This is a genomic window from Bythopirellula polymerisocia, assembly GCF_007860015.1.
Lineage (GTDB): Bacteria > Planctomycetota > Planctomycetia > Pirellulales > Lacipirellulaceae > Bythopirellula > Bythopirellula polymerisocia.
Window position 1 is genome coordinate 754,394 of record NZ_SJPS01000002.1, and the last position, 22,642, is coordinate 777,035.

At 51.0% G+C, this 22,642-nt stretch carries 13 protein-coding genes; 5 read left to right on the forward strand and 8 right to left on the reverse strand.

Annotated elements, in window-relative coordinates:
- Positions 1–49: 49 nt before the first annotated feature.
- From Pla144_RS09190 to Pla144_RS25080, 6 genes are all read right to left on the reverse strand, one after another.
- On the reverse strand, positions 50–895 hold the full coding sequence (locus tag Pla144_RS09190; RefSeq protein WP_231936252.1) for a hypothetical protein: 846 nt from the start codon (positions 893–895) through the stop codon (positions 50–52).
- Positions 896–1,035: 140 nt separating this feature from the next.
- Positions 1,036–3,270 (reverse strand): sulfatase-like hydrolase/transferase, encoded by a 2,235-nt coding sequence (locus Pla144_RS09195; RefSeq protein ID WP_146450322.1) that lies wholly within the window; start codon positions 3,268–3,270, stop codon positions 1,036–1,038.
- Between the two features lie 50 nt (positions 3,271–3,320).
- On the reverse strand, positions 3,321–5,081 hold the full coding sequence (locus Pla144_RS09200) for a PQQ-dependent sugar dehydrogenase (protein WP_146450324.1): 1,761 nt from the start codon (positions 5,079–5,081) through the stop codon (positions 3,321–3,323).
- Positions 5,082–5,182: 101 nt separating this feature from the next.
- The gene (locus Pla144_RS09205; protein WP_146450326.1) at positions 5,183–6,631 is read right to left on the reverse strand and encodes a sulfatase; all 1,449 of its coding nucleotides are present in this window, start codon (positions 6,629–6,631) and stop codon (positions 5,183–5,185) included.
- 135 nt (positions 6,632–6,766) lie between these two features.
- Positions 6,767–7,465, reverse strand: coding sequence for a PEP-CTERM sorting domain-containing protein (locus Pla144_RS09210; protein WP_146450329.1), 699 nt, complete (start codon positions 7,463–7,465; stop codon positions 6,767–6,769).
- 276 nt (positions 7,466–7,741) lie between these two features.
- A complete protein-coding gene (locus tag Pla144_RS25080) occupies positions 7,742–11,071 on the reverse strand; it encodes a DUF5060 domain-containing protein (protein WP_231936254.1) in 3,330 nt (1,109 codons plus the stop codon).
- A 762-nt stretch (positions 11,072–11,833) separates the two neighbouring features.
- Between Pla144_RS25080 and Pla144_RS09220 the strand changes: the two genes are divergently transcribed.
- From Pla144_RS09220 to Pla144_RS09230, 3 genes are all read left to right on the forward strand, one after another.
- The gene (locus Pla144_RS09220) at positions 11,834–13,267 is read left to right on the forward strand and encodes a sulfatase-like hydrolase/transferase (RefSeq protein WP_449240211.1); all 1,434 of its coding nucleotides are present in this window, start codon (positions 11,834–11,836) and stop codon (positions 13,265–13,267) included.
- A gap of 92 nt (positions 13,268–13,359) precedes the next feature.
- Positions 13,360–14,808 carry a BNR repeat-containing protein gene (locus Pla144_RS09225; protein ID WP_146450332.1) on the forward strand — a complete coding sequence of 483 codons (1,449 nt, stop codon included), beginning with the start codon at positions 13,360–13,362 and terminating at the stop codon, positions 14,806–14,808.
- 185 nt (positions 14,809–14,993) lie between these two features.
- Positions 14,994–15,290, forward strand: coding sequence for a hypothetical protein (locus tag Pla144_RS09230; protein WP_146450334.1), 297 nt, complete (start codon positions 14,994–14,996; stop codon positions 15,288–15,290).
- A 228-nt stretch (positions 15,291–15,518) separates the two neighbouring features.
- Here the strand turns inward: Pla144_RS09230 and Pla144_RS09235 are convergent, their stop codons facing one another.
- Positions 15,519–16,049 (reverse strand): hypothetical protein, encoded by a 531-nt coding sequence (locus Pla144_RS09235; RefSeq protein WP_146450336.1) that lies wholly within the window; start codon positions 16,047–16,049, stop codon positions 15,519–15,521.
- Between the two features lie 109 nt (positions 16,050–16,158).
- Positions 16,159–17,235: a DUF1559 family PulG-like putative transporter gene (locus tag Pla144_RS09240; RefSeq protein WP_449240213.1), complete on the reverse strand. Its 1,077-nt coding sequence runs from the start codon at positions 17,233–17,235 to the stop codon at positions 16,159–16,161.
- 822 nt (positions 17,236–18,057) lie between these two features.
- On the opposite strand from Pla144_RS09240, the gene Pla144_RS09250 reads away from it, so the two are divergent.
- Both Pla144_RS09250 and Pla144_RS09255 read left to right on the forward strand, forming a co-directional pair.
- Positions 18,058–20,364 carry an alpha-L-rhamnosidase-related protein gene (locus Pla144_RS09250; protein WP_146450340.1) on the forward strand — a complete coding sequence of 769 codons (2,307 nt, stop codon included), beginning with the start codon at positions 18,058–18,060 and terminating at the stop codon, positions 20,362–20,364.
- Between the two features lie 587 nt (positions 20,365–20,951).
- The gene (locus Pla144_RS09255; protein ID WP_146450342.1) at positions 20,952–22,535 is read left to right on the forward strand and encodes a sulfatase; all 1,584 of its coding nucleotides are present in this window, start codon (positions 20,952–20,954) and stop codon (positions 22,533–22,535) included.
- Positions 22,536–22,642 lie beyond the last annotated feature (107 nt).

The window sequence follows — 22,642 nt, forward strand, 5'->3', positions numbered from 1 at the left end:
TTTGGTCGAAAAGTTGTCGTACTACCGGAGAAATTCCCTATCAAGCGAGTTACGGCTCAGTTGCTACGACTCGTTCGTCTGCATACCTTGCCCATAAAATCTCTAGACTCGACTCAATTAGAGACTCAACTCCAACCACTAGCCAATACCGATAGCGGTACGTTGATCGCAGGGCGAGATTAGCACGATCAATCGGCGCAACATGCATACAAGGCCCGGCAGTGGGATCGTCGCTTAATCCGTTACTATGAGGCCCAAAGTTCCAATGCTGCGTCGAACTTGGGCTAAATACAGCGATACCGTGAGCTACTCCATCAAAGCATGCCAGTGCTTTTCGGGGAGGTTTTGTCTTCCCCCAGAGTGGCCCTGGTGGATGAGATTCCTTACGACACCGACCACTGCCAAGATAACTTTTTACAGTCGCGAAGTTTCGAGTGAAATAGCAGGCGGGGACTTCCTGAGGATTCGTAATAGTCCCGCCCCAAAAATCTTTCTTGTCGCGTAGTGACACGAACTCGCATTGAACTACAACAGCGTTAGGAATCAAATGCTCATGCGATACCCATTGTCGCATGAGGGCCTGGCCTTTTTCGTCAGGCATGTCCCAAAGTTTAGGAGTAGTCTCAGAGTAAAGCGTCATGTCTTCCCGGCGAAATTCCGAGGCTGCTGCCCATGATCCCACTCCTCCACCTTGAATCGGATTCCAAGCCCATGGACTCCAATTGGGGTTTTGCCCCGCGGACGTTCGATCCAGCAGTTTGCCAGCATAGTAAGACTGCTGAATCAATCTCCCCGGATCGGCAACGTTCACCATGTTCTTTTGGTAGTCCCGGGAAGATACCCAAGTGATTGCCCCCCCCTTTGCCGTGATCGATGCCGACTTTGATAGTGCCATTGTCGATTGTCAGCAGGGTGCCGTTGCCCTGCTCTGACTCAACGCCATGAGCGATACCTATCCCGACGATATCATACAACAGAAAAAATCTATATCGAAGCTCAGGCATCTGCCTCTCACTTATCGGAACCCGAGGACGTTTAGCCAGCAGGCTGCTTGACTCGTTGCCTGTTCTTTTTCTTCTTCTTTGGAGCGTCCCCCGTCCCTTTGATTTTTGCCTTGCCTTCAAGCTCCGGCTGATACTTGGCTGGATTGAACTTGGGGTTCGGCTGTGGAAGCACCGCCTCGGTTTCATCAAGGAACGAATCGATTAGCGCATCGAGTTCAATGACTCGCTCGGGATACTCCGCGGCCAGGTTAGTAGTTTCAGCGAGATCCACTTTCAAGTTGTAGAGTTTGTAGCGGTGCTTTCCATTTTCCCCACCGTGAAATATTCGAATCAACTTCCAGTCGCCTCGATGAACACTGACCGCTGGTGGCAGCCAATCCGGAACCTTTGAGCTGTGAGGAAAAAACGTGAAGATCGCTTCGCGTGAAAGGGATCTTCCTTCCAGAGCAGGGACAATGCTTATGCCATCAAAAGACTGTGCGGGCTTGGCTTCAATGGCGAGCAACTCCAACAGAGTCGGGTAGAAGTCACAACTTTGAATGAGCTGGTCGCTACGAGAACCAGCCTTTACAACACCGGGATGAACGACGATGGCAGGCCCGCGTATTCCCCCTTCATACATCGTCGCTTTTCCGCCTCTCAGGGGGGCATTGCTGGTTGCTGTCGTGCCATCGACTTCGTTGTACATGTTGCCGCCGTTGTCGGTAGCGAGCACGATAATCGTGTTGTCTGCAATCTGTAGTCGGTCGAGTGTAACGAGCAAGGTTCCCACTGCGTCATCCATGCTCTCGATCATGGCTGCATAAGTGGGGCTGCGTTGCGAATCCAGGGGATCCACTTGCTTCTTGTATTCATCGATCAGTTCTTGCTTGGCATCGAATGGGGCGTGAACGCTAAACATCCAATAGTTCAAAAAGAAGGGCCTATTCTTGTGGTTCTCAATGAATTGGACGGCCTCCTCAGCCATGCGATCTTCAATGTGTTCGTATGGAGTCTGCGGATCAAAGTCGGGAAACTTCCACGGTGCGACGTAACTGCCCGCCGGGCCCGGGCCGGGCCAGTGAGGAACGTCAAAGTCGAATCCGTGTTCTAGCGGTGAATAAGGTTCTGCCCCGAGGTGCCATTTCCCAAAGTGAGCAGTCGTATAGCCATGATCCTTGAGCACTTCAGCCAGCGTATAGTAACTGGTGTTTAGCCTTGAGACCGACGTAGGAATAGTCGCTTTACTATGCGGCGCCGCATTTTTAGGTGAAGACGCCCGGAGGATGATCTTAGGCAAATGGCAATTGGGTGAAGTGATGCCTGTTCGCGCCGGACTGAGTCCAGTCATGATGCTGGCCCGTGTTGGTGAGCAGAGCGGACTGGCTGAGTAGGCATGAGTGAACGTCATACCGCGCGCGCTGAGTCGCTGGATGTTGGGCGTTTTGTAGAATTTGGTTGTCCCAAACAGTGTCGTATCGCTCCACCCGAGATCATCGGCAAGGATGAACATGACATTAGGTTTTGACACAAGTCGCTTCACCCGGATGTTCTTCCAAAGTACGGTGCCTTTGGCACCCTTGTGAATCTGCAAGCCAAAAAAACCTTTTGGGTAGGATCCATCATCGATCCAATACGATGCCGGCACACCGTTAATCCAGGTTTTGACGACATTGCTCTTGGCAGAAATAGTCAATCGGTTCCATTCGTCCTGCTTCGGTGCTGCTCGAGCTTCTTTGTGTTCCTTCAACCACAACGGATAGAAATAACCTCCACAGCTCTGCCCGTAGATACCACCCGACCAATGTCGATCCATCGAAAATCCTTCCATCTCGGCCTGCGGGCCGTATACGTCTTCGGTGCCATTTTTGTTGGTTCTTGATTTAGCGCGAAACATGACTCCGCTGTTGCCATCAACTTCCCACTTCATTTCGCAGGTGAACACGAAATCCCTATAGTCCGCCTGGTTTGTGGAGAGATAAGTACTGTTTGATCCAGGAACACACTTGCCGACGAGTAGTCCGTCCCGCACTTCGAAGGTGCATGTTCCCCCTTTGGATGTCCAGCCCTTCAGGTCTTTACCATTGAACAGTGACGTGAATCCGTCGGTCAGATCTGGTTCGGGATCTGTATTTAGCAACATCTCTTCCGGCCTAGGGATATTCTCCTGGCTCTTGTAGTGCGCATGCCATTTGTGCTGCTGCGGGTCAAGCTCTCCAGCTAAAGCGAGAAGGTGTGAGCAGAAAAATACTGCTAGAGTGAGCGATGAGATACTGAATCGAATCATTGTGGTCTTTCCAGAACTGGCCATCAGTTCGCGCGGCTAAGTGGCTTGTCCTAACTCGCCCGGCGAGACAAGCCGAATTTTGCCTTGGATCTCTGACAGAAGATGACAATTAGGATAAATAGACTTGAGCTAACAGAAATTGGTTCAGGCACGGCGGTCGAAGTGGCGGAAAGTAGACCGGTTGTTCCGTAGTTCGCTTGCCATTTTGCGAAGTGCGTAGCACTCGGTGGATTAGCTACTTCACCCCGTTGCCACATCAGAAAATCCGCACCGTCAACATCTCCGTCTTCGTTGAAGTCACCCGTGTCAGGACGCTGGTCAGCTATCAGGTCGGTGACATAAATGATGTCCTCACCTTCACGCCTACTGAAGACAAACAGTCGGCCACTCTCATCGACTCCGAAGCGTTGATCGCCTCGGGGTTGACCGATCAAGTCACGAAACGCGCCGGGAGTGCCGCCATCGATGCTCACATTCATCACGTACATGAGAGCTTGTGCGTTTGCCGCATCTGCAGCGACCAATTCTTCGAAGTCTGCGTGGAAAAAGGCCCCTCGTGAGAGATCGCCAAACACGAGTTGATTCTGGAAATTGGGATCGTTGGGGTCAGAAACGACAAAGCCGCCGGTGATGGCAGTCTGTCCACCAGATGGGGTTGCTCCGGGTATGTGAGGGATTTCATGATCAAAGGCGGTTGCCGGGAATTCCAGCGTAGAACCCGGTGGCAAGTTAAGCGTGGTGGATAGATTCCCCGAGTTCGGCCCGTCGTAGCGTGTCCAACCATGATTGTCCCCCAAGTCGACGAGATTCACCTCTTCAAAGTCGTCGCCACCGATGTCGAAGACCACAAGCCGTACGTTGCCCGCTGCATCCTTGGCAAAACTTAAGTTTTGCGGATAGCGAAATCCCCAGGCATAGATCTCCTCGGTATTTCCATCATTGTCGAGAAAGCTGCCGCCATCGTTGAGGGGATTGTCCGCTGGGACCGAGTAAGGGTTAATCCCATTTTGAAGCGGATTAATTCGCAGAACCTTGCCAAAGGGATTGTTGGCATTTTGAACGTGCTGCCAGTTCGGTACCGATCCTTCATTATGCATATCACCCAGAGGAATATAGAGATTCCCGAAGTCGGGATCTCCCGGTCTGGCAAAAGGATTAAAGATGAGCTGACCGACCGAGTGTGTGTTCTCACTCGGTCCACTGACCTCAAAACGCATTACCTCACGGCGCGAGGTGGTATCGATCTTGTTGGGATTGTTGGTATCGACGGTCCACTCGGCAATTGCATATTCGCTAATGACGCTGCCAGGTTTAGTGGGAAGGCCGACCCCCGTGTAAGTGTGGTCGCTGGTTGACGGTTCGGAGGTCTTGTAAATGGTATAGAGTTTCCCTGCGCCGGCGGCACCCGTGTTGCCGTAGTCCGGATGAAACGTCATGTAAGTGAGTCCTCGGGTAGTAAAACTCCCCAGCGTTTCTTCAAAATCAGGAAGTACTCCAGGTGCGTCCAAATCCAAGAAGGTGCCGAGCGATGCACCGGTGGACGAAAACGCATGGATCTTGCCCTCATTGGTGCTGACAAAAACGCGCCCAGTTCCATCGTAGGAATGCTGCAGATCGATAGCCCCCGAATTGATGATCGACGAAAAAGTCGCAAAAGTGGTCAGATTGAGGACTTTGGTCGAATCTCCCGGGTCAGGGGCTTGGGCAGAAACGGGACTCGAAGAGAACGCAAACCAGAAAGCAAGATAAAGCCCAGCCAGCCAAATCCTTAGTTCGGTTGCGCGATGAAAGTTCATTTTGATGCTTGCCATTATTCAGTCGCCTCAGCGTTTGGATACTACAATCTCGTAACCAAGTGTAACGCCATTTCTATCCGTGCTGGAATCATACCAAATTTAACCTACTCGGCTCATCAGTCTGGCAACGACTGGGCTAGCCGCTCCTTCACTGTGACGTACTTCTCGTCATCGACCAGATTCTTCCATTCATTGGGATCCGCTTTGTGGTCGTATAATTCTGCCGAACCGTCAGCGTATCGGATCAGCCGCCAGCGGTTGTCGCGAACGGAGTAGATGCCTTTGTCGACAGTGGTAATTACCGCGCGATTCGTTTCCATCGCCGGATTGGACAACTGAGGGACAAGCGACACTCCATCCAACTCCGGCTTTGCTGGCAAGTCACACATATCGATCAATGTGGGATAGAGATCGATGAGTCCGACGGTCTCTTCACAACGGCTACCACACTCGTAGCTGGCTGCATCCGTCTTAGCTGGGACAATGACTAACGGTACTCGTGTGGCACGCTCCCACCCAGTGATCTTGCCCCAATGCTCCTTTTCTCCCAAATGCCAACCATGATCGCTCCACAGAATAACGATGGTGTTTTCTGCGTAAGGTCCGTTGTCGAGGGCGGCGAGCAACTGGCCAATCTGCGCGTCGACAAACGAGATACAAGCCAAATACGCCGCCACGGCGTCTTTCCACTGGCCGTGCTGCAAAATGCTCTTGTGCAAACCCGCGGTCTGGATGGAATGGGCCAGCGCGATGGCAGCGCTACTGACGTCGTTCAAGTCGTCGGATGGAACCTCCGGCACGATCGTGGAGTCGACGGGATATAGGTCGAAGTATTCACGCGGTGCGTAGAGCGGAATGTGCGGTCGATAGAAACCACAGGCCAGAAAAAAGGGGCTCTTGTTGTCAGCTTTTTGACGCAAATGCTCGGCGGCCCAATTTATGACTTTCCCGTCGCCCATCTCGTCGTCCTCGACTTCGACGGCGCCCCAATCGAACGAGCTGAATCGACCGGGTTGGAGCTGCTGCCGATCGTTGGGCATGCCGTTGAGCGGACGCAGTGGCAGTCGGGGTGATTCCTGTGTCTTTTGAGGCTCCTGGCTGGCATACGGACTCCACCGCTGTTCCGTAAAAAAGGTCTCGTCGTACATGTCGGCGAACTCACGGTGCATCAGCTTGCCTGTTCCGAGCGTACGGTAGCCATGAGCATGGAAATACTGTGGCAAGAGCACCATGTCAGGATGCAGCTTGCGAATCTGTTGCTCGTTGACGTAAACGCCTGTCTTAAAGGGTTGTCTCCCGCTGAATAGTGCCGCTCGCGAAGGTCCGCACAGAGGCGCGGCACAATGTCCGTTGGAAAAGACAATCCCTCGCTGGGCCAGGCGATCCATGTTGGGTGTCTTGACTTGGCGGTGACCCTCGAGAAAACCGACCCAGTCGTTCAGATCGTCGACGGCGATGAACAGCACGTTCGGGCTAGCGACAGCTCGCGTCGAACTGAAGACGATAAAGAAGAAGAGGGCCGTTGATATTGTACGAACAGTTACCAAAATCCTAGCATAAAACATGTCTGGTCTTCCTCGTTAGCATTCCTGTCACACCGGTATGGCTGTAAGAATACCCAGCCCAATTGGGCTGAGTATTTATCAATGAACCTGGTTTTCTCAATAGCCAACAACTGGAGTCCTTCCCTTATGATCTAGCTAAGCAGGTCGATTTCTGCGGTTCACAAAGAGGCCAACGCTGGAGAGAACCAACAGGGCCAAAGTATTCGGCTCAGGAATAATAGTGACCGCGCCACCAAAGACGACTTTGTCAAGCGTGAAGGTGATTCCTTGGTTAGCAGGATTGGCAGTTTTATTCCACATATCCCAACGAAGCTGGTCCCAAGTTTCTGTCGGACCAAAATCACCGTCGAGGGTGGTTCCGTCTGTACTCAACAAGTCAATCACAAAGCTGTGAGCCCCTACAGAAGTTGGGACGAGCGTACTGTCTTGAGAGTTTTCGCCGTTGTTTCCTTGGCCCGTATCCGACAGAAAGAACCGGTGGTCACTAGCACTGCCATCTCCAGTCCATGGCAAGTCAGAAGAATAGAAAATTTCAACATACCGATTATCTGCAACAGTAAGGTTCAAAGCGGCAATATTCGCAGTGATTATAAAGTAGCGGTCCGTAGAAACCGAATTTGTTGTTGCGACGAGATCCGTCCCAATAACTCCTAAATTATCCCAGCGAGGCGAGCTGCCACCTGCGTCGAACTGGTCGCCCTCAATAGTTGTGGTAGTTCCACTTACAGAAGCAGCGCCATCAACGCCCACAATCCAGACGTCGGCGCTGGCTATATTTGCCCCAGTCACTGAAACAAAGGCGCCCAACAGTGCATGTAAATAAATCCTTATCATTAACTTCCCTCTCTTAGCTGTGAAACGTATGAAAAGCTGAAAAGTGAGTGCAGAAGTTTTCTCAATGCGAGAAGCGACCGCAAGGAGCAGACGAAGCGAGTGGTCCACGTTACCACTTCCCGGCGACTGGTATATGGACAAAAAAATCCGAAGAATCTCTCGAAAAGTTGCAAAAATGACAAATTTTTCCGGTCATTTGCCAGAATTTTTGAGTATTCTTCCGGAAATGTAGCGTTCGTGTTCCGTATTGTCGTGGACGATTCGCATAGCGAAAAATTACCTGCTACTAGCGAACAAGGGGCTTGCGGCAGGACCAAGCTCGTTCGTCTTGCTCTTCATGGGCTTTGGATAACGTGTCAGCAGAAACTTGTCGAACTCGAAGCCGTCCTCTCGCATCGAAAACATGATCGTATGCAAACCAGGCTCTTCGATGTCGAGCCAGATCTGGCCCAACACTCCCGTATGAACCTCCTCAGTTCGTTGGCGAGAGTCCCACTGCCACCGGCCGTGCTGACCTCTGAATTGTAGTCGGGCGCCTGAGGTGGGCCACTGGCCATCGATGCCGACGTGCAAACCGTTGTCTTCTGATCCCGTACAGCACGTTCGCACCCAAACATAGTAACGGCCCGGCTTTTCAATGATGACCGGGTAGTAGAGTACGCTACACTGGCCGGGGGTATTCGAGAAACTCACCCCGTTGACGAGTGGGTCTGCATGCGTGACCCGCGTGTCGGGAAGGATCTCCAGATAAGCGCCACCGCTGGCACCCTCCGCATGATTCGGATCCGGATCGGGCTTCACTTCGGGGGTCTTGTTTGAAGAGGTCCGGTACCACTTGCGGTGATGCTGTCGATCCACGGCGTCATAATCTTCCGCCTCGACGACCACAATCCCCTGGGATTGCTTGTGGACTTTCTTGGCCTGCGTTGGATCATATTTAAACTCAAACGGCGGAATATTCGCTTTGGTCTGGTCTGATGTGCTGGTCTGCCCCGAATTGGCATTCCGCTTAGGCTGTGCCATTGGTGTCCCCGGCTTGAGGAAAGTGAGCGATCGCCAACGACCGCGTGAGAAGGCAAACCCATTGCCTTCGGGAATCAGGCCGTTCGTGTCCGAGTTGAATTCAACGCGAATCTTGTCACCCGGTTTCAAGGAGACTCCGTTGAAGCGATGCATCACTGATTCGTAGTCGCGATCTGCATCGGGGTTACGTGCCTCGCCCACCTTCCTGCCGTCGACTAGCAGTCGATAGGTAGATGCACCATCGGTTTCAGTGAGCGTGGTAAGCACCAAGTCATAAATGCCAGCATTGCCTTGGAACGTCGTCTCGGCGGCGGCGAACTTGTTTCGATGTTGGGCGGCATTGATTGCCAGCGCACGTTGTTTCTTATCCTTGTAACCTCGGACGAACTCACCCGAGATGACGAATTTGAAATCCGCCATGGCCGACAGGACCGAGGCATCGTTGGATGTCGTAGCTTGGGTCGCTTTGGGCTGGAAGGGTTCGACGGTGATTGTCACATCCGTCTCGGCGTGCTGACTGCCATCGGTTGCCGCCAGCTTTAAAACGTACTGGCCGACACTGCTGAACGTTACCTGAGTGTCTAGCGCTGTAGCATCCGCGAATTTAACCTCCCCAGGACCGCTGATTTTAGTCCACATGGAAGTTACTCTAGCAGCGGATTTGCCGACGTCTCCGACGTCACCTTGGAGTCTCAGGGTGACCGTATCACTATTACGGGGCAGCATGATAGTATTATCTATTCCCGCGCTGACCCTTGGGGGATAGTCGCGGTCGGGATCACCTAGTCGGACAACGGCTAACCAGTCTTGCTCTGGCTCGGTAGGGGGTTTGCCAATCATGACCTTCCCACCCCCGATAACTGCCTGTGTGGAGCCAAGGTGAAGAGGTCCCCCATGGCGGGGGTTGAACCAGAGGACTTCAAACAACCCGTTTGCATCGGAGAGATCAAGGGAGGCTTGTTTAGCCTGCTTCAGATAGACCAGATACAACTTGCCTGGTTCGCAGAGACAATAGGCATCCTTGGTAGCGAGTTTCTCGTTGGCGTTGGTAATGTTCCAAAAGGGGATCCGGTGATGCCTGAAAAAGTCCAAAGCCTGGCGGCACTGCTTCCACATGTTTTGTCGCACACGGAAGTCTTGGCAGGTCAAATCACTATGCGGGTGCTTATATCCAAAGTACCACTCGACCCCTGCGCCCCCGGCCATCAGATTGCCCCACAGGGCATTCTTGCGTGGATCGTCATGGGTTGGGTCTTCGGCGTCAGTAAGCAAGGAATGCATGGCGTCTCCTGGCTCATCGCAGGCCACGACCCAAGGCTTGCCCGCTGCGGCCGATCGCCGGATGTATTGGAGTGTGCGAGCATGCACGTAACGGAAGTCGGGTTGATTCGTCTGGAGCGAGAAGCCAGTCAGTGCGGAAGCATCACCCAGCAGGTCAAAATGATTGTCACCGTTATGTATGACGATGTGGTGCTGATAGGGATCGTGTGACCAGAAATAGTCAGCCCAGGCGACTTTTTCCTCGGTGCTGACCTTATTGTAGAGGCCGATCTCTTCGCCCAGGTTCCAGTTCAGTGCCAGATGGTGACCAAACCGTGCGATCAACTCGCGATAATACAACTTGCGTTGCAGACCGAGTTTGGCATTGTCCAAGAGGTTTACGTTTTCCGCTTCCTGGGTCTTGAAATGCAGGTACATGCCCAGTTTGTCGCCGTGAGCAAAGAGCGTCTCCCATTGATCCATGCGTGAACAATCAATTCTCGCGCGCTCGTCGTATGTTGTGTAGGGAAAAACGTTACGATCGTCGCCATTGATGTTGAGAGTGATGAAAGAGAAGGAGTTCAGTCCCTGAGAAGCCAGATAGTTGATCGCCCCGATGATTCCCTTTCCTTTGCCATTCTGCCACGTCGGGTCGCTGGTCTGCCAATCCTGGACGTGTGGCCCCCAATCCTTGATCAGGTTGTCTTTTTGGCCATCCTTCTTAAATTCACCGTCGAAATCTTGATAAGCGAGGAAGTTCTCAGGAGCATCGACGCCCGTCTTGAGAAAGAACTCACCTGTGCCGGCAAACTGTAAATGGTGCTTACCGACGTAATTTAGCCGTCCCTTGCCGCGGAAGTCACGTCCGCTCTTGTCGGTTGACGAGACCTCAAAGGAACCCATTAAGCCGTCCACGGAATCGACGGCAGTACCTGCGTTGGGGTCGTCAGAGATTGCTACACCCGGCCCTTCTCGGAAGGAGACGGTGTAGGTCCATTCTCCCGAATGATCTGGCGAGAGGTGGGCTCGCCACTTGGTTCCCAACGTGGCTGACGAATTGGCTGCATCGCCATCCGCTGCAAAGTAGCCAGGAACGTTATACGTGAGCCCTGACGCGGGGTGTCGAAACGTCACCTGCATGCGATAGTCAAGAAATGGATTCAAATCTCCGTCTTCCGAGGCCTGCGGCCCGTCGATAGTTAGTGTAACCTTATGCCACTGGCGAAGTTCGCCAGAGATCGAAGTGCCCTCCCCCTTCGCCGAAAGTCCCAGGAGAAAGACAAAACTCACAAAACAAAATCCAAGACTTATAAGCCTTTTCATCGACAATACCTCTATTCATTGAAATCTATTGTGCAATCTACAAATGAAACTCCGAGTAGCAGCAGTGTCTAACGATTCAGCTCCGGAACCGTTAGAGAAGTACGCTTTCATTTTCCAAAGCTCGACGAAAGTCACGCGGCGATTGCTGCATTATGCGGGAGTCCAGGCGTGATGCTTCTAGTCCGTATTTACTCTAGGAGGTTGTCTGTCCAAAGTAAACTACTGAGATGGGTCGTGTTGCTAAGTGCGTCGTTGTTGATGTGGGCTCTAGTCAGCTCGACCCATGAATCTCAAATAATTTGGATTTTTCTCTGTCCAATTTTCCGCTGTTGGGACGTAGCCTTACAGCCGTGGACCGCACCACCTGCAACTCTGGCCTTTAAGTATTGGCCTTGGCCTACTCCAGTCCGGTCTCTAGGGAACTTATTGATCAATGGAAATGAGGCAAGTATTCCGTGCTTAAAACCATTTATCAGGGCACGAGGCCGACCGGAAAGTAAGGCTCTGATTACTCCGGCTACGCCGAAACGCGGCTCTATTGTCTCTTGAGGGATGTATGGGTTGCGCTAACTTAGAAAGCGACAACATGAATTAACGCAACCTGCCCAGATAAGCGGGGGAGGCAATTTAGTGTTTTCACATTGATTGCATTGTTAGTGGTGATTGCGATCATTGGTGTTTTGGTCGCCCTGATGTGCCACCCGTGACGGGAACCGAGACGAATCTCTAGAAATACCTATTTTTGCAAAGGGCTCCCCTATAGTGCCACCGAAACCGTTTGCTTCGACGTTGTTGTTCTTTTCTCTCTTGGCCTGCTCCTTTGCCGGCGGGGCAGATAAACAGTTCTCGGTTGCATCCGAATCGAGACCTAACATCATCTTTATTCTTGCCGACGATCTCGGTTTCAACCAAGTAGGTTGCTACGGTAGTACCCCTATCAAGACGCCTAATCTTGATCGGCTCGCCAGTAACGGTATTCGGTTCACTCAGGCCTATGCAGGCAATACGGTCTGTTCCCCTTCGAGAGTGTCCCTATTTACGGGACGTGATAGCCGTTTGATGGATAACAACTCTAACACCGTCCAGTTAGGCGAGATTGATGTAACAGTAGCTCATGTGCTGAAGAGAGCGGGTTATGACACAGCGATGTTCGGCAAGTATTCGATCGGCTCGCAGATGGGCATTACGGACCCCCTCGCGATGGGTTTTGACACTTGGTTTGGCATGTATTCAATTCTTGAAGGCCATCGCCAGTATTCGGATATGTTGTGGCATGACGGTAAGAAACTACGCATCCAGGCCAACGAAGGCGGGAAAAAGGGTGCTTACGCACAAGAACTATTCACCGAAGAAGCGATCAAATACATCATCGAGCCGCATGAAAATCCGTTTTTCGTTCTGCTCGCATTTTCGTCACCGCATGCCGAGCTAGCCGCACCGCAGCGTTACATCGAACCATATCACGACCAATTTCCCGAAAAGTCGTATGCCGGTATGTCGAGCGGCGAACCCAGTGACAAATATGCTTGGTATTATCCAGAACCGGTCGAGAAACCACATGCAAGGTTAACCGGGATGGTGACGGCACTGGATGACTACGTAGGGCAAATCGTAGCAGTACTCGAGGAAATAGGAATTGCGGACAATACGCTGATCTTTTTCACATCGGATAACGGTCCCCATGAAGAAGGTGGTGGCGACCCTAATTTCTTCCAGGCGTCGAGTCCTTATCGAGGGATAAAACGCGACGTCTACGATGGCGGACTTCATGTTCCCATGATCGCCAGTTGGCCAAGGGCGATTACCAAGGCAAGAGTAGACGATACGCCGTGGGCGTTTGCCGACGTACTGCCAACTTTAGCTGAGGTTGCTGGGGTGTCACTCGACACCGTACCTCGGGCCCGGACCAACGGTGTCTCGATTCGAGGACTTCTGCAGGACAATCCGAGATCGATTCCGGAGAGGACTCTCTATTGGGAATTTGGGAAGCAAGCTGGTGACCCAAATTCAGGAATTGTAGGCGAAGTCTTTCAAGCGGCCCGGAGGGGGCAGTGGAAGGCCGTGCACTACGGAACAGAAGCCCCCGTCGAGTTGTACAACATTAAAACCGATCCCGGCGAGCAGACCGAGCTTTCGGTGGAATACCCCGAAGTTCACAAAGAATTTGTGCAGCTATTTGAAACGCATCGGGGCTGAGTGCCATATTGGATAGCGCTGGTTCTGTATCTAAGTAAAGAAGCTGCTTAACTCTTATGCGATCACGTCCTCCAACACAAACTCAGAGACTCATGCTATCAACATCAAGGTCATTGGTTTTTGGCCTGTTCTTATCGGGGCCGATTGCGGTAATTGTTTCTTCACAGGTTCACCCGAGCAAGCTCGAAAGGATCGAGAAGACCACCGTTGAGGAAAAGGCTTTGACCTTCGCGACTGGTCCCGCAACTCGCTTCTCGAATACGGTCAATGGGAGGACGCATCAACAAACGCCATTGACGACCTATAGGGGTTTTCAATACGTGACCTATTTCGATGCGGAAAGATGCTTGTGCATCGGCAGGAGAAAGCTACCAAGTGGTTCTTGGAAAGTGATCAAGTTCGACGATCACCGATTGGAATCCAACGACTCACACAATGCAGCAGTCATCGGCATTTGCGAAAAGGATGGCACAATTCACATGGCCTTCGATCACCACGCAACGCGATTGAACTACCGTGTTTCGAGACTGGGGGCCGTGCATGATCCAGACTCGGTAGACTGGAATGCTGATCTTTTCGGCCCAGTAATGCACACGCTCGGATCGGTCCAACCCGACAAACAAGTAACCTACCCGAGATTTTTTCGGGCCCCGAACGGCAATCTAATGCTCTATTATCGGGCTGTTACCTCGGGAGACGGAGACGGCATGATCGAGGAGTACGACGGTGAGAAGCATGATTGGAATATTAGCTTAGGCAAATTCATTGCGCGTGACATCGGATTGTACACTGCGAACGGCAAAACAAGTATCTCTCGCTGCCCGTATATGGACTCATTGTCTTACGCAGGACAGCGGCTTCATGTCTCTTGGGTTTGGCGGGATCGATTTGAGAAAACCGATCCCGCCAATCAACATGATCTATGTTACGCCTACAGCGACGACCATGGTAGAACTTGGCATAATTCGGCTGGAGAGATCATCGGGAAAACCGGCAAAGACTTTATCCATCTTGACACTCCCGGTCTAGTTGTCGCCTCCATCCCGTCCAGGTCTATACCTACCAATCAGAATACCCACTATGCCTTCGCCGATGGTAGCATCCACGTCGTGCTGAGTCACCGCATAAAAGGTCTCTGGGCAAGATGCTATAACCATTATTGGCGATCCAGCAACGGATATTGGTATCACGAGACTCTTCCGTTTAGAGGAGATCGACCCAAGCTGGTCGGCGCATCCAATCGTTCATTGGTTCTCGTCTACACCGATGATGAGGAGTTGTTCATTGCCAAAGGGCAGCCCGATTCTCATCAGACGCGTTGGGAGTGGACGGACATCAAACTAACACATCACCATTCAATTTACGGTGATGCAGTGTTGGACCTCCAGCGGTGGGAAGAGGAAAATGTGCTTTCGATCTACAGCCAGCAAGAGCCCACGAAGGAAATCAAAACCAATCGACCTGAACCTATCGACGGAATTCCCTCACCTCTGAATGTAGTGGACTATCGCTTCGTGGAAACTGAGGCTGCGACTGAGTAGGTCCATGTTTCAAATTTTCTACTGGTATCCTGACCCTATCATCAATGACAAATACACATCCATAAAATATCTCTCTTATATGCCCCTCATGTTCGACTAGCATTGTTCGTGGCAGATTATTTGGAGATCCAGCTGAAACGACTGCAAATAATCAACGATTCAATGGGATAGAAGGAAAGGCCTAAGTGAGTAAGATGCCGGTGTTCACGGCGGCATTTCTGACAGCCTATGGTTTAATACCACTCTCTTCGGCGACTGACGTGCTTTACCAGGATCAAGATCAGCCTATTGAAATGCGGGTCGAGGATTTACTGTCGCGGATGACGATCCAGGAAAAGGTCAACCAACTGACCAGCGACTATGCCAAAACGACCCATCGAAAAAACGGTCCGGGTCAGTCAAGCCAGAGCCGAATTCGCAAAATCTGCCTCTGCCGAATACCTTCTCAAAACGCCAGGATAGATTCTTCTCAATGCAGTTAGTTTGGCTCTAAATCGAGATCTGGAAGAGTTTGTCAAATTGGCAGTGAAGTAGCTTTATTAGTATGAAACGCGCAGTAGCTTTCACTATACGCGCGTTTCATGATCTTAAACGGTGAGTCACTCGCCCCTTTAGCGGAGACTCCAACTAGAGTCAAAACGTGCGAGGAAAAAACCGCGTGACTTATGTCAACTTTCAGCGTAGGCTCGTAGCGAAAAGTGAACTGTCATTCACAAAGCTGCTGCTTCTTCTGCCTTCTCCAAGTCGGTCTTGGCTTCATTTCGATCAACATGTCCTTTAAGAAGGTCTTGATACTTCTTGTCGTTATCGACTTCGAGAATCTTCCGATTGGAAAGCATCACGAGTCGGATGCCATCCTTACCCTCCCTTTCAAACACCAATGGCTCTTTTGAGCGTTCTGTATCTGGATTAATAAAAATTTCCCAACGGAAATCGAATTCCTGTCCATCGTTTTCGCTAATGAAATAATCATCGATCTTCTCGCGGTCGAGCCCCATCAGCTCTAGGTTTTTTGCAATCTTTTCGTTAGTTTTGAGAAAATTCTTCAGATCATCCATCGACTTGGGGCCAATGTATCCAGATCTGAATGCATAAAGCTGATAGGCACTGGCCAGTTTTTTAATATTTGTGTCATTGGACGCCATCACGAAGTCTGCGTCCTGAGATGAACCACAACCGCTCAGGAAGCATAGGGAAAGCAACATCAAGACACGAACTGGTTTGAAGAGCTTGATATTCATATCGAGGGTAATTCCTTAGATTGTTTGAATACGATTACACATAAACTTATGTAATTGTATTCCAGCCGGATATCGGTTTGGAATTCAATCCGAAACTTCTTCCAGTAACTTAAAGCGAACCCATTTCAACGGTCTGGCCATCTGCACGGTGACAGATCTTGTAAAGCGTCAATGCATCGATACTCATGTTGAGCGTGTGGACGGAGCCATCGCCAAAAACGCTGATGAGTGTCTCTGGATGGGCCGACCCAAAACTTTGATTTTGTGAGAATTCTTTATAATTGGGAGAGTCCGATGTGATGCTATCAGGATAGGGGCCACCGCGACCAAGTCGCACGGTAGAGAAACTTCCTGCAAAGATGCCCCCACGCTCGGTTGGATTTGAGGGGGATGTGTACAGGTGCGCTGGAACAGCTTTCTCCGCAAACATCAGAGTATTGGAAGTACCGTCCGAAACTTGTGCAACTCCAATTTTGCCGTATTTGACGAGAGCGCTGGCTGCCTGCGAGGCTCTGAGGTATCCGCTTCTGCCAATAATTCCCTGAGTGACAAATTCTTCGATATCACTTGCCTGGCTGGGATCGCCACGAATTGGATCAATAAGCTGATTAGGAAATGGCACATCTGTGCCAGTATCCCCTTTTATTCTTTGTGCAAAGTAATAATCCATGGCAAACGAGGCATAATCACCGTAAAACGCCTGATCCCCTATCGTATCAATGAGAATTCGAAGTCCCCGGCTGGGGCAAGTCATGCCCGGCAGGACTTTTTCAAAAGTCTCCGGCACCAAACCCATCTGGGAACGCAACTCGAACAAGTTGGCAGCCTCAATATATGGCATGACCTGATAAACCCAAGATAAATTCTCAGCCGCAGCTTTGCTACGAACGTTTGGCTGTCCATTGGGCCCTGCTAATCCAGCACCATAGCCAACATAGGCAAGACCGATCGTGGGAAAGTGTTTGTTAGCAGACTCAAAATTCAATGCGGCAAGTCCACTTTGTTTCAAGTTGTTAACACATTGCGTCCGGCGAGCAGCTTCGCGGGCCGCCTGAACCGCAGGCAGCAACAACGCTACCAACACCCCGATGATCGCGATCACGACCAATAGCTCGACGAGAGTAAAACCGTACAAAGCCGCACTCCGCACCTGGCGTGAAAAGCTGTGTGATCGTTGTAAGTCAATTTGAGACATGCATTAAGTTCTCCTAACTACGTCAGAATTGAGGCCACTCGAACAAGCGGGATTTCCCATTGAAATCGGTTAGATGAGACTAGGTCGTTTTCGCTGATTAGCGCATCAGCCGGATAACGCAGTGTATCACTTCCATGTAGGTGGAAAATGGACAAAAAATCGTCGCTAGAATTATTCCGGAACAACGATTGCGGTAGCCAAGATGGCAATGCAGGGATGGGGAATGGCATCATCTGCAAGAGCCAGGCTGCCCTGAAGGCCTGCAAAAACTACAGTAAGTGCTTTTAGTAAAAGCAGTTATGTCAGATCGGAAGGGATTCTCTTACACATTTGTTATGCTTTCTTTAAGAGATCCAATGAATTATTGTCCAACTCCCGGCGATCGAGACGTTTTATCTCTGGCAGGGCGATTGTGACCCGCAAAGGCTTTAAACGAGTCCCAAGGCAGCACTCCTTGGGTGGTTTACCAGTAGTCCGTTTTTCTTTCAAGAATCGCCTTGTGGTCTAACCGCCAATGCTTACTGGAGTTTTGCATGCTTGATTCTGGCGAATTTTCATCCTCCAAAGAGTCTTACATCCTTTGAGTTGCTAGACTCGGTTGCGATTATTGGCGATCTTCTGTCCCTGTTGCTATCTGCGGTTCAGGCGGCGCGAGAGGCAGCGCGCCTTACGCAATGCAGCAATCAGTTTGGTCTGGCGATTCGTGATTATCACGGTCTCAACAAGTGGATAAGCATTTAACTGATCGTCGATTCGACACCTTATGGCGGCAAGGTCGAAGTAGTCTGTGCCCGGGCCGTCACTAGGAATCAAATGAACCGACTACTATTGTTAATCCTTTCGATCGTTCTGAATGTAACTGGAGCCGTAGCCGAAACATCGCCGGTCGATTGGAAGGCCCAGTGGATTTGGCAGAAGGAGGCCGGTCCGACGAACACGTGGATGGCTTTTCGTAAGGAGTTCAAGCTGACAGATGTGCCTGCTAAGGCCGTCGCGAGCATTGCGGTGGATAGCAAATACTGGATCTGGGTGAATGGTGAAATGGCCCATTTCGAGGGCGGTATTGCTCGAGGCCCTAACCCCAACGATACCTATTATGAAGAGCTGGATTTGGCACCATTCCTGAAAAAAGGTGAAAACACGGTAGCCGTTCTGGTTTGGTATTGGGGGCGTTCGCGGAAGTGCCACCTGGATAGCGGACAGGGAGGCCTAGTGCTTCAGGCTGATCTTGGAAAAACACGGCTTGTGACAGACCGCAGCTGGAAAATGAAAGTCCATCCGGCATACGATTCGGCCAGTGGAGGCGGTGGTAATCATCGTCAGGTGCCGCAGTTTAATGTGAAGTTTGATGCGAACAACGCGTTGGGCGATTGGACGGATGGAGCCTGGTATACAGCAGAATTTGATGATTCAAACTGGAGGAATGCCGTGGAAAAAGGTGTTCCACCTACCGCTCCGTGGAATTTGTTGATTAAGAATCGGGTTCCCTTGCTGAAAGACAATGGTCTGAAATATTATGATAATTATCCACCCTCAAAATTTCCGTTTGTCAGCCCGGGTGGGAAAATCACATGTAAGCTCCCGTTCAATAAACAGATTACACCTTACTTAGAGGTGGAGTCCAAATCTGGGCAGACGATTCGGATGAGAGTCGATAATTCCGCGAACCGGGTTGTCGGTATCTACAAAACGTGCGATGGCGAGCAGGCATTTGAATCCTATGTCTGGATGAATGGGCACGAGGTGGTTTATCTCATTCCAAAGGGGGTAACAGTTAAAGCCTTGAAGTATCGCTGGACTGGTGTTGGGGAGATGACCGGCACCTTTGAATGCAGCGATCCGTTTTTAACGCGGCTTTGGTGGATGGCGCGTAACACGTTGTACGTTTGTGCTCGCGATAATTTCATGGACTGCCCGGACCGTGAACGCGGATTGTGGATTGGTGATGTGGCCGATCAGTCCGGTCCGGTTTTTTATACGATGGATGAGGCCGGGCGGCAGTTGCTGAAAAAAGCCATTGATGTAACGGTTAGATTCAGCCGTGATGATATCATTGCCGGTTTGGCTCCCGGGTTTCAGGATGAGTTTGTCATGCAAAGCCTGCAATTCATCAGTCAGGGCATATGGCACTATTATTACAATACAGGCGATGCGGAAACGATTGCCAATGCCTATCCCGTAGTTCGCGCATACCTGAGTTTATGGTCGATCGACGAGGACGGGGTGCTGTCCTGGCGTGAGGGTGACACGTCCTGGCCGGATTGGGGCAAACACCGGGATCGCAAACCGATCCAGCCCTGTTTGTATTATATGGCGGCTCAGGCGGCTGCCGATATGGCAACACTCTTAGGCAAGCCGGATGACGCCGCGATGTTCAAAGAGCGAATGGAACGCATGAAATCGGCGTTTAATCAGCAGTATTGGAATGAAAGTTATTATACCAGCGGAGAGCTCAAGGATGATCGGGCGAATGCATTGGCCATTCTTTCAGGTCTCGCGGGCCCGGAGAAGTATGACTCTATTGTGAAGAACGTGTTGATTCCCGAGCAGAATGCCAGCCCGCATATGGAGTGGATGGTTGAGGAGGCGATGATCAAGGCGGGATATCTTGACGAAGCCATTGATCGAATGATGGCGCGTTATATTCCTCAAGTTGAGCTGGAAGTGCGCACGACCCTGGATGAATACATGGGGGTTCGGGAAGGCGGAACCTATAACCACGCCTGGAATGCCCCGAACTATATTCTTTCAAAATATATTGCCGGTGTTGCCGCGGATTCCGTTGCCTGGGAAGCGTATTACGTGAAGCCAAACCTGCTTAACCTTTCGTCCGTCAAGCAGGTTGTACCAAGTGTGAAAGGCGATATCACGGTCGACATCAAACTTGCGAACAAAACCTTCACTATGAAGCTGATTTCGCCAGAGGGAACGATGGCGGTGGTCGGGATTCCAAAAGCGTCGATCGCTGCGAAGGTGATTGAGGCCAACGGTTCCATAATCTGGAAAAACGGCGTCTTTACGAACAACATTTCGGGCATCACTTGGAACGGCCAGGATGGCAACTACATTACCTTTAAAGTCGTGCCCGGCACGTGGAAGTTTATCGCGAAAGCCGAGTAAATCGACCGCCTGAATTTTCCAATATTTTTTCTGAGAGGGTAAAGATTTAGGGCTCTTCAGGTTTTTTATTGGGCAATCTGAATTTCAAGGGGTTACTGATAATCCAGTGGGGTCCGGCTAAGCCCTTCGCCGTCGCCCACGCATCGGCCCTTCGCCCCGCCGTTGAGGGCCTGATGCGAGGGCTAAGGCGCAAGGGCGGCCCGTTTGTCGAGCCTGAGCGAAGGTCTCTAGCGGTACACTTGGACACTAATTCTACCGATTAAAATTCCTGAAGAACCTAGGAATTAGAGATCTGAAAGTGTTTGTAGCTATCTGATCTGACCTAAGTGTGTAAGTTGAGTTTTCATATTTCGCATTACATCCCCAAGTGAACGTCCGGCTTGCGATGCGGGCGTCTATCTATAAACTCCGGTGTGTAAATCACATCCACTTTCAAAGTGATTGAAACTGTGGCGATGACTTTGGCTCACGATGGATAGGTTAGATCGAATCAGTGCATTGGCTATATCTTGACACGGGATAAGTTGATATCGCGGGGAAGTGACGCTGAGATGCAAGACTCCAGTCGCAGAAAAAGATTATTGGTCATGAAATACCTGAGTTGGCTTTGGGTCGGTTGCGCATTCGTGGCGAATTTAACGGATTCGGTTACAGCTCAAGAGGTGAGCCGAAACGAGCGCCCTAATGTCCTGTTTATCCTTGCCGATGATCTAGGTTGGCGCGACCTGGGTAATGAAGGGAGTTCGTTATACGAAACACCCAACATCGACCGGATCGCTAGTGAGGGAATGAAGTTCACTCGGGGCTATTCCACTTGTCAGGTCTGTAGCCCGTCGCGCGCTAGCGTAATGACTGGCAAGTATCCGGCACGGCTTGATATTACGGACTGGATCGGAGCGCTAGAAGGTGAAGCTTGGGGGAAGAAGAACAACGCGAAGCTACTGCCACCAACTTATAACCATGCTTTGCCCGCAGAAGAGACGACGATTGCCGAAGCGTTCCGCGACCACGAATATCGAACTTTCTTTGCCGGCAAGTGGCACCTCGGCGGGAAAGGGTCACTTCCGACCGATCATGGATTTGAAATCAACATAGGGGGAAATCACAGTGGTTCACCTCCGGGCGGTTTTTTTTCACCCTGGAACAACCCTCAAATGAAAGACGGGCCAAGGGGCGAGTATTTGCCGCTAAGGCTCGGCCGTGAAACTGCCAGCTTCATCGAGACACACAAAGGCGAGCCCTTCTTTGCTTTCCTTTCATTCTACGCAGTCCACGCTCCGGTCCAAACAACTCAGGTGCTTTGGAAAAAGTATCGTGACAAAGCCGTTAACGCGGGCGCGGTCCCCGAGAGGCGATTCATCGTCGATCGCTTGGCACCTGTTCGACAGGTACAAGACCATCCCCTCTATGCGGGTCTGGTGGAAACGATGGATGAAGCAGTCGGCATCGTACTATCGAAGCTTGACAAGCTCCGCTTGACCGAAAACACGATTATTGTCTTCACTTCCGACAACGGTGGTGTATCGGCTGGCGACAACAAGGCGACGTCGAATTTGCCACTACGTGGTGGGAAGGGCCGACAATGGGAAGGTGGTATTCGAGTACCCTACTACATCGTGTGGCCTGAGAAAATTACGTCCGGTTTGACGTGCGACGTGCCGGTCACTGGGACTGATTTTTACCCGACGCTACTCGAATTAACTGGTCTGGAGTGTCAAGCTGACCAGCATCTCGACGGAGTAAGTCTTGTCCCACTGCTCTCTGGTAGGTCCATCGAAGATCGAAATCTTTACTGGCATTATCCCCACTATGGAAACCAAGGTGGTGAACCTAGTTCGATAGTGATTAGTGGCGATTGGAAGCTGATCCACTACTATGAAGATGGTCGTGATGAGCTTTACAACTTAGCGCAGGACATCGGCGAGCAATCGAATGCACTAACCAATCACCTTGATAAAGCAAGGGAGTTGAAAGTAGATCTTGATCGTTGGTTAGAAAATGCCGGCGCCCGTATGCCCACGGTGAATCCAAACTTCGACAAAGCCAAATACGAGCGACAGCAAATTCACACGCGCCAAGTCGAGATCCTCAAACTGGAGCGTGAGCACGCCGGGTTTCTGAAGAAAGACTATTCGCCTTCCGGGGGCTGGTGGGAGGATACAGGGAGGTGAAATAAGTGGATCGTCCTTTGAGAAGTACCCAGTTTTACAATCATAAATTAGCGAGTTTGGATGGAGGTGGTTTGCGGCATTCTATCTCAATCTGATCAGAGCTTTGA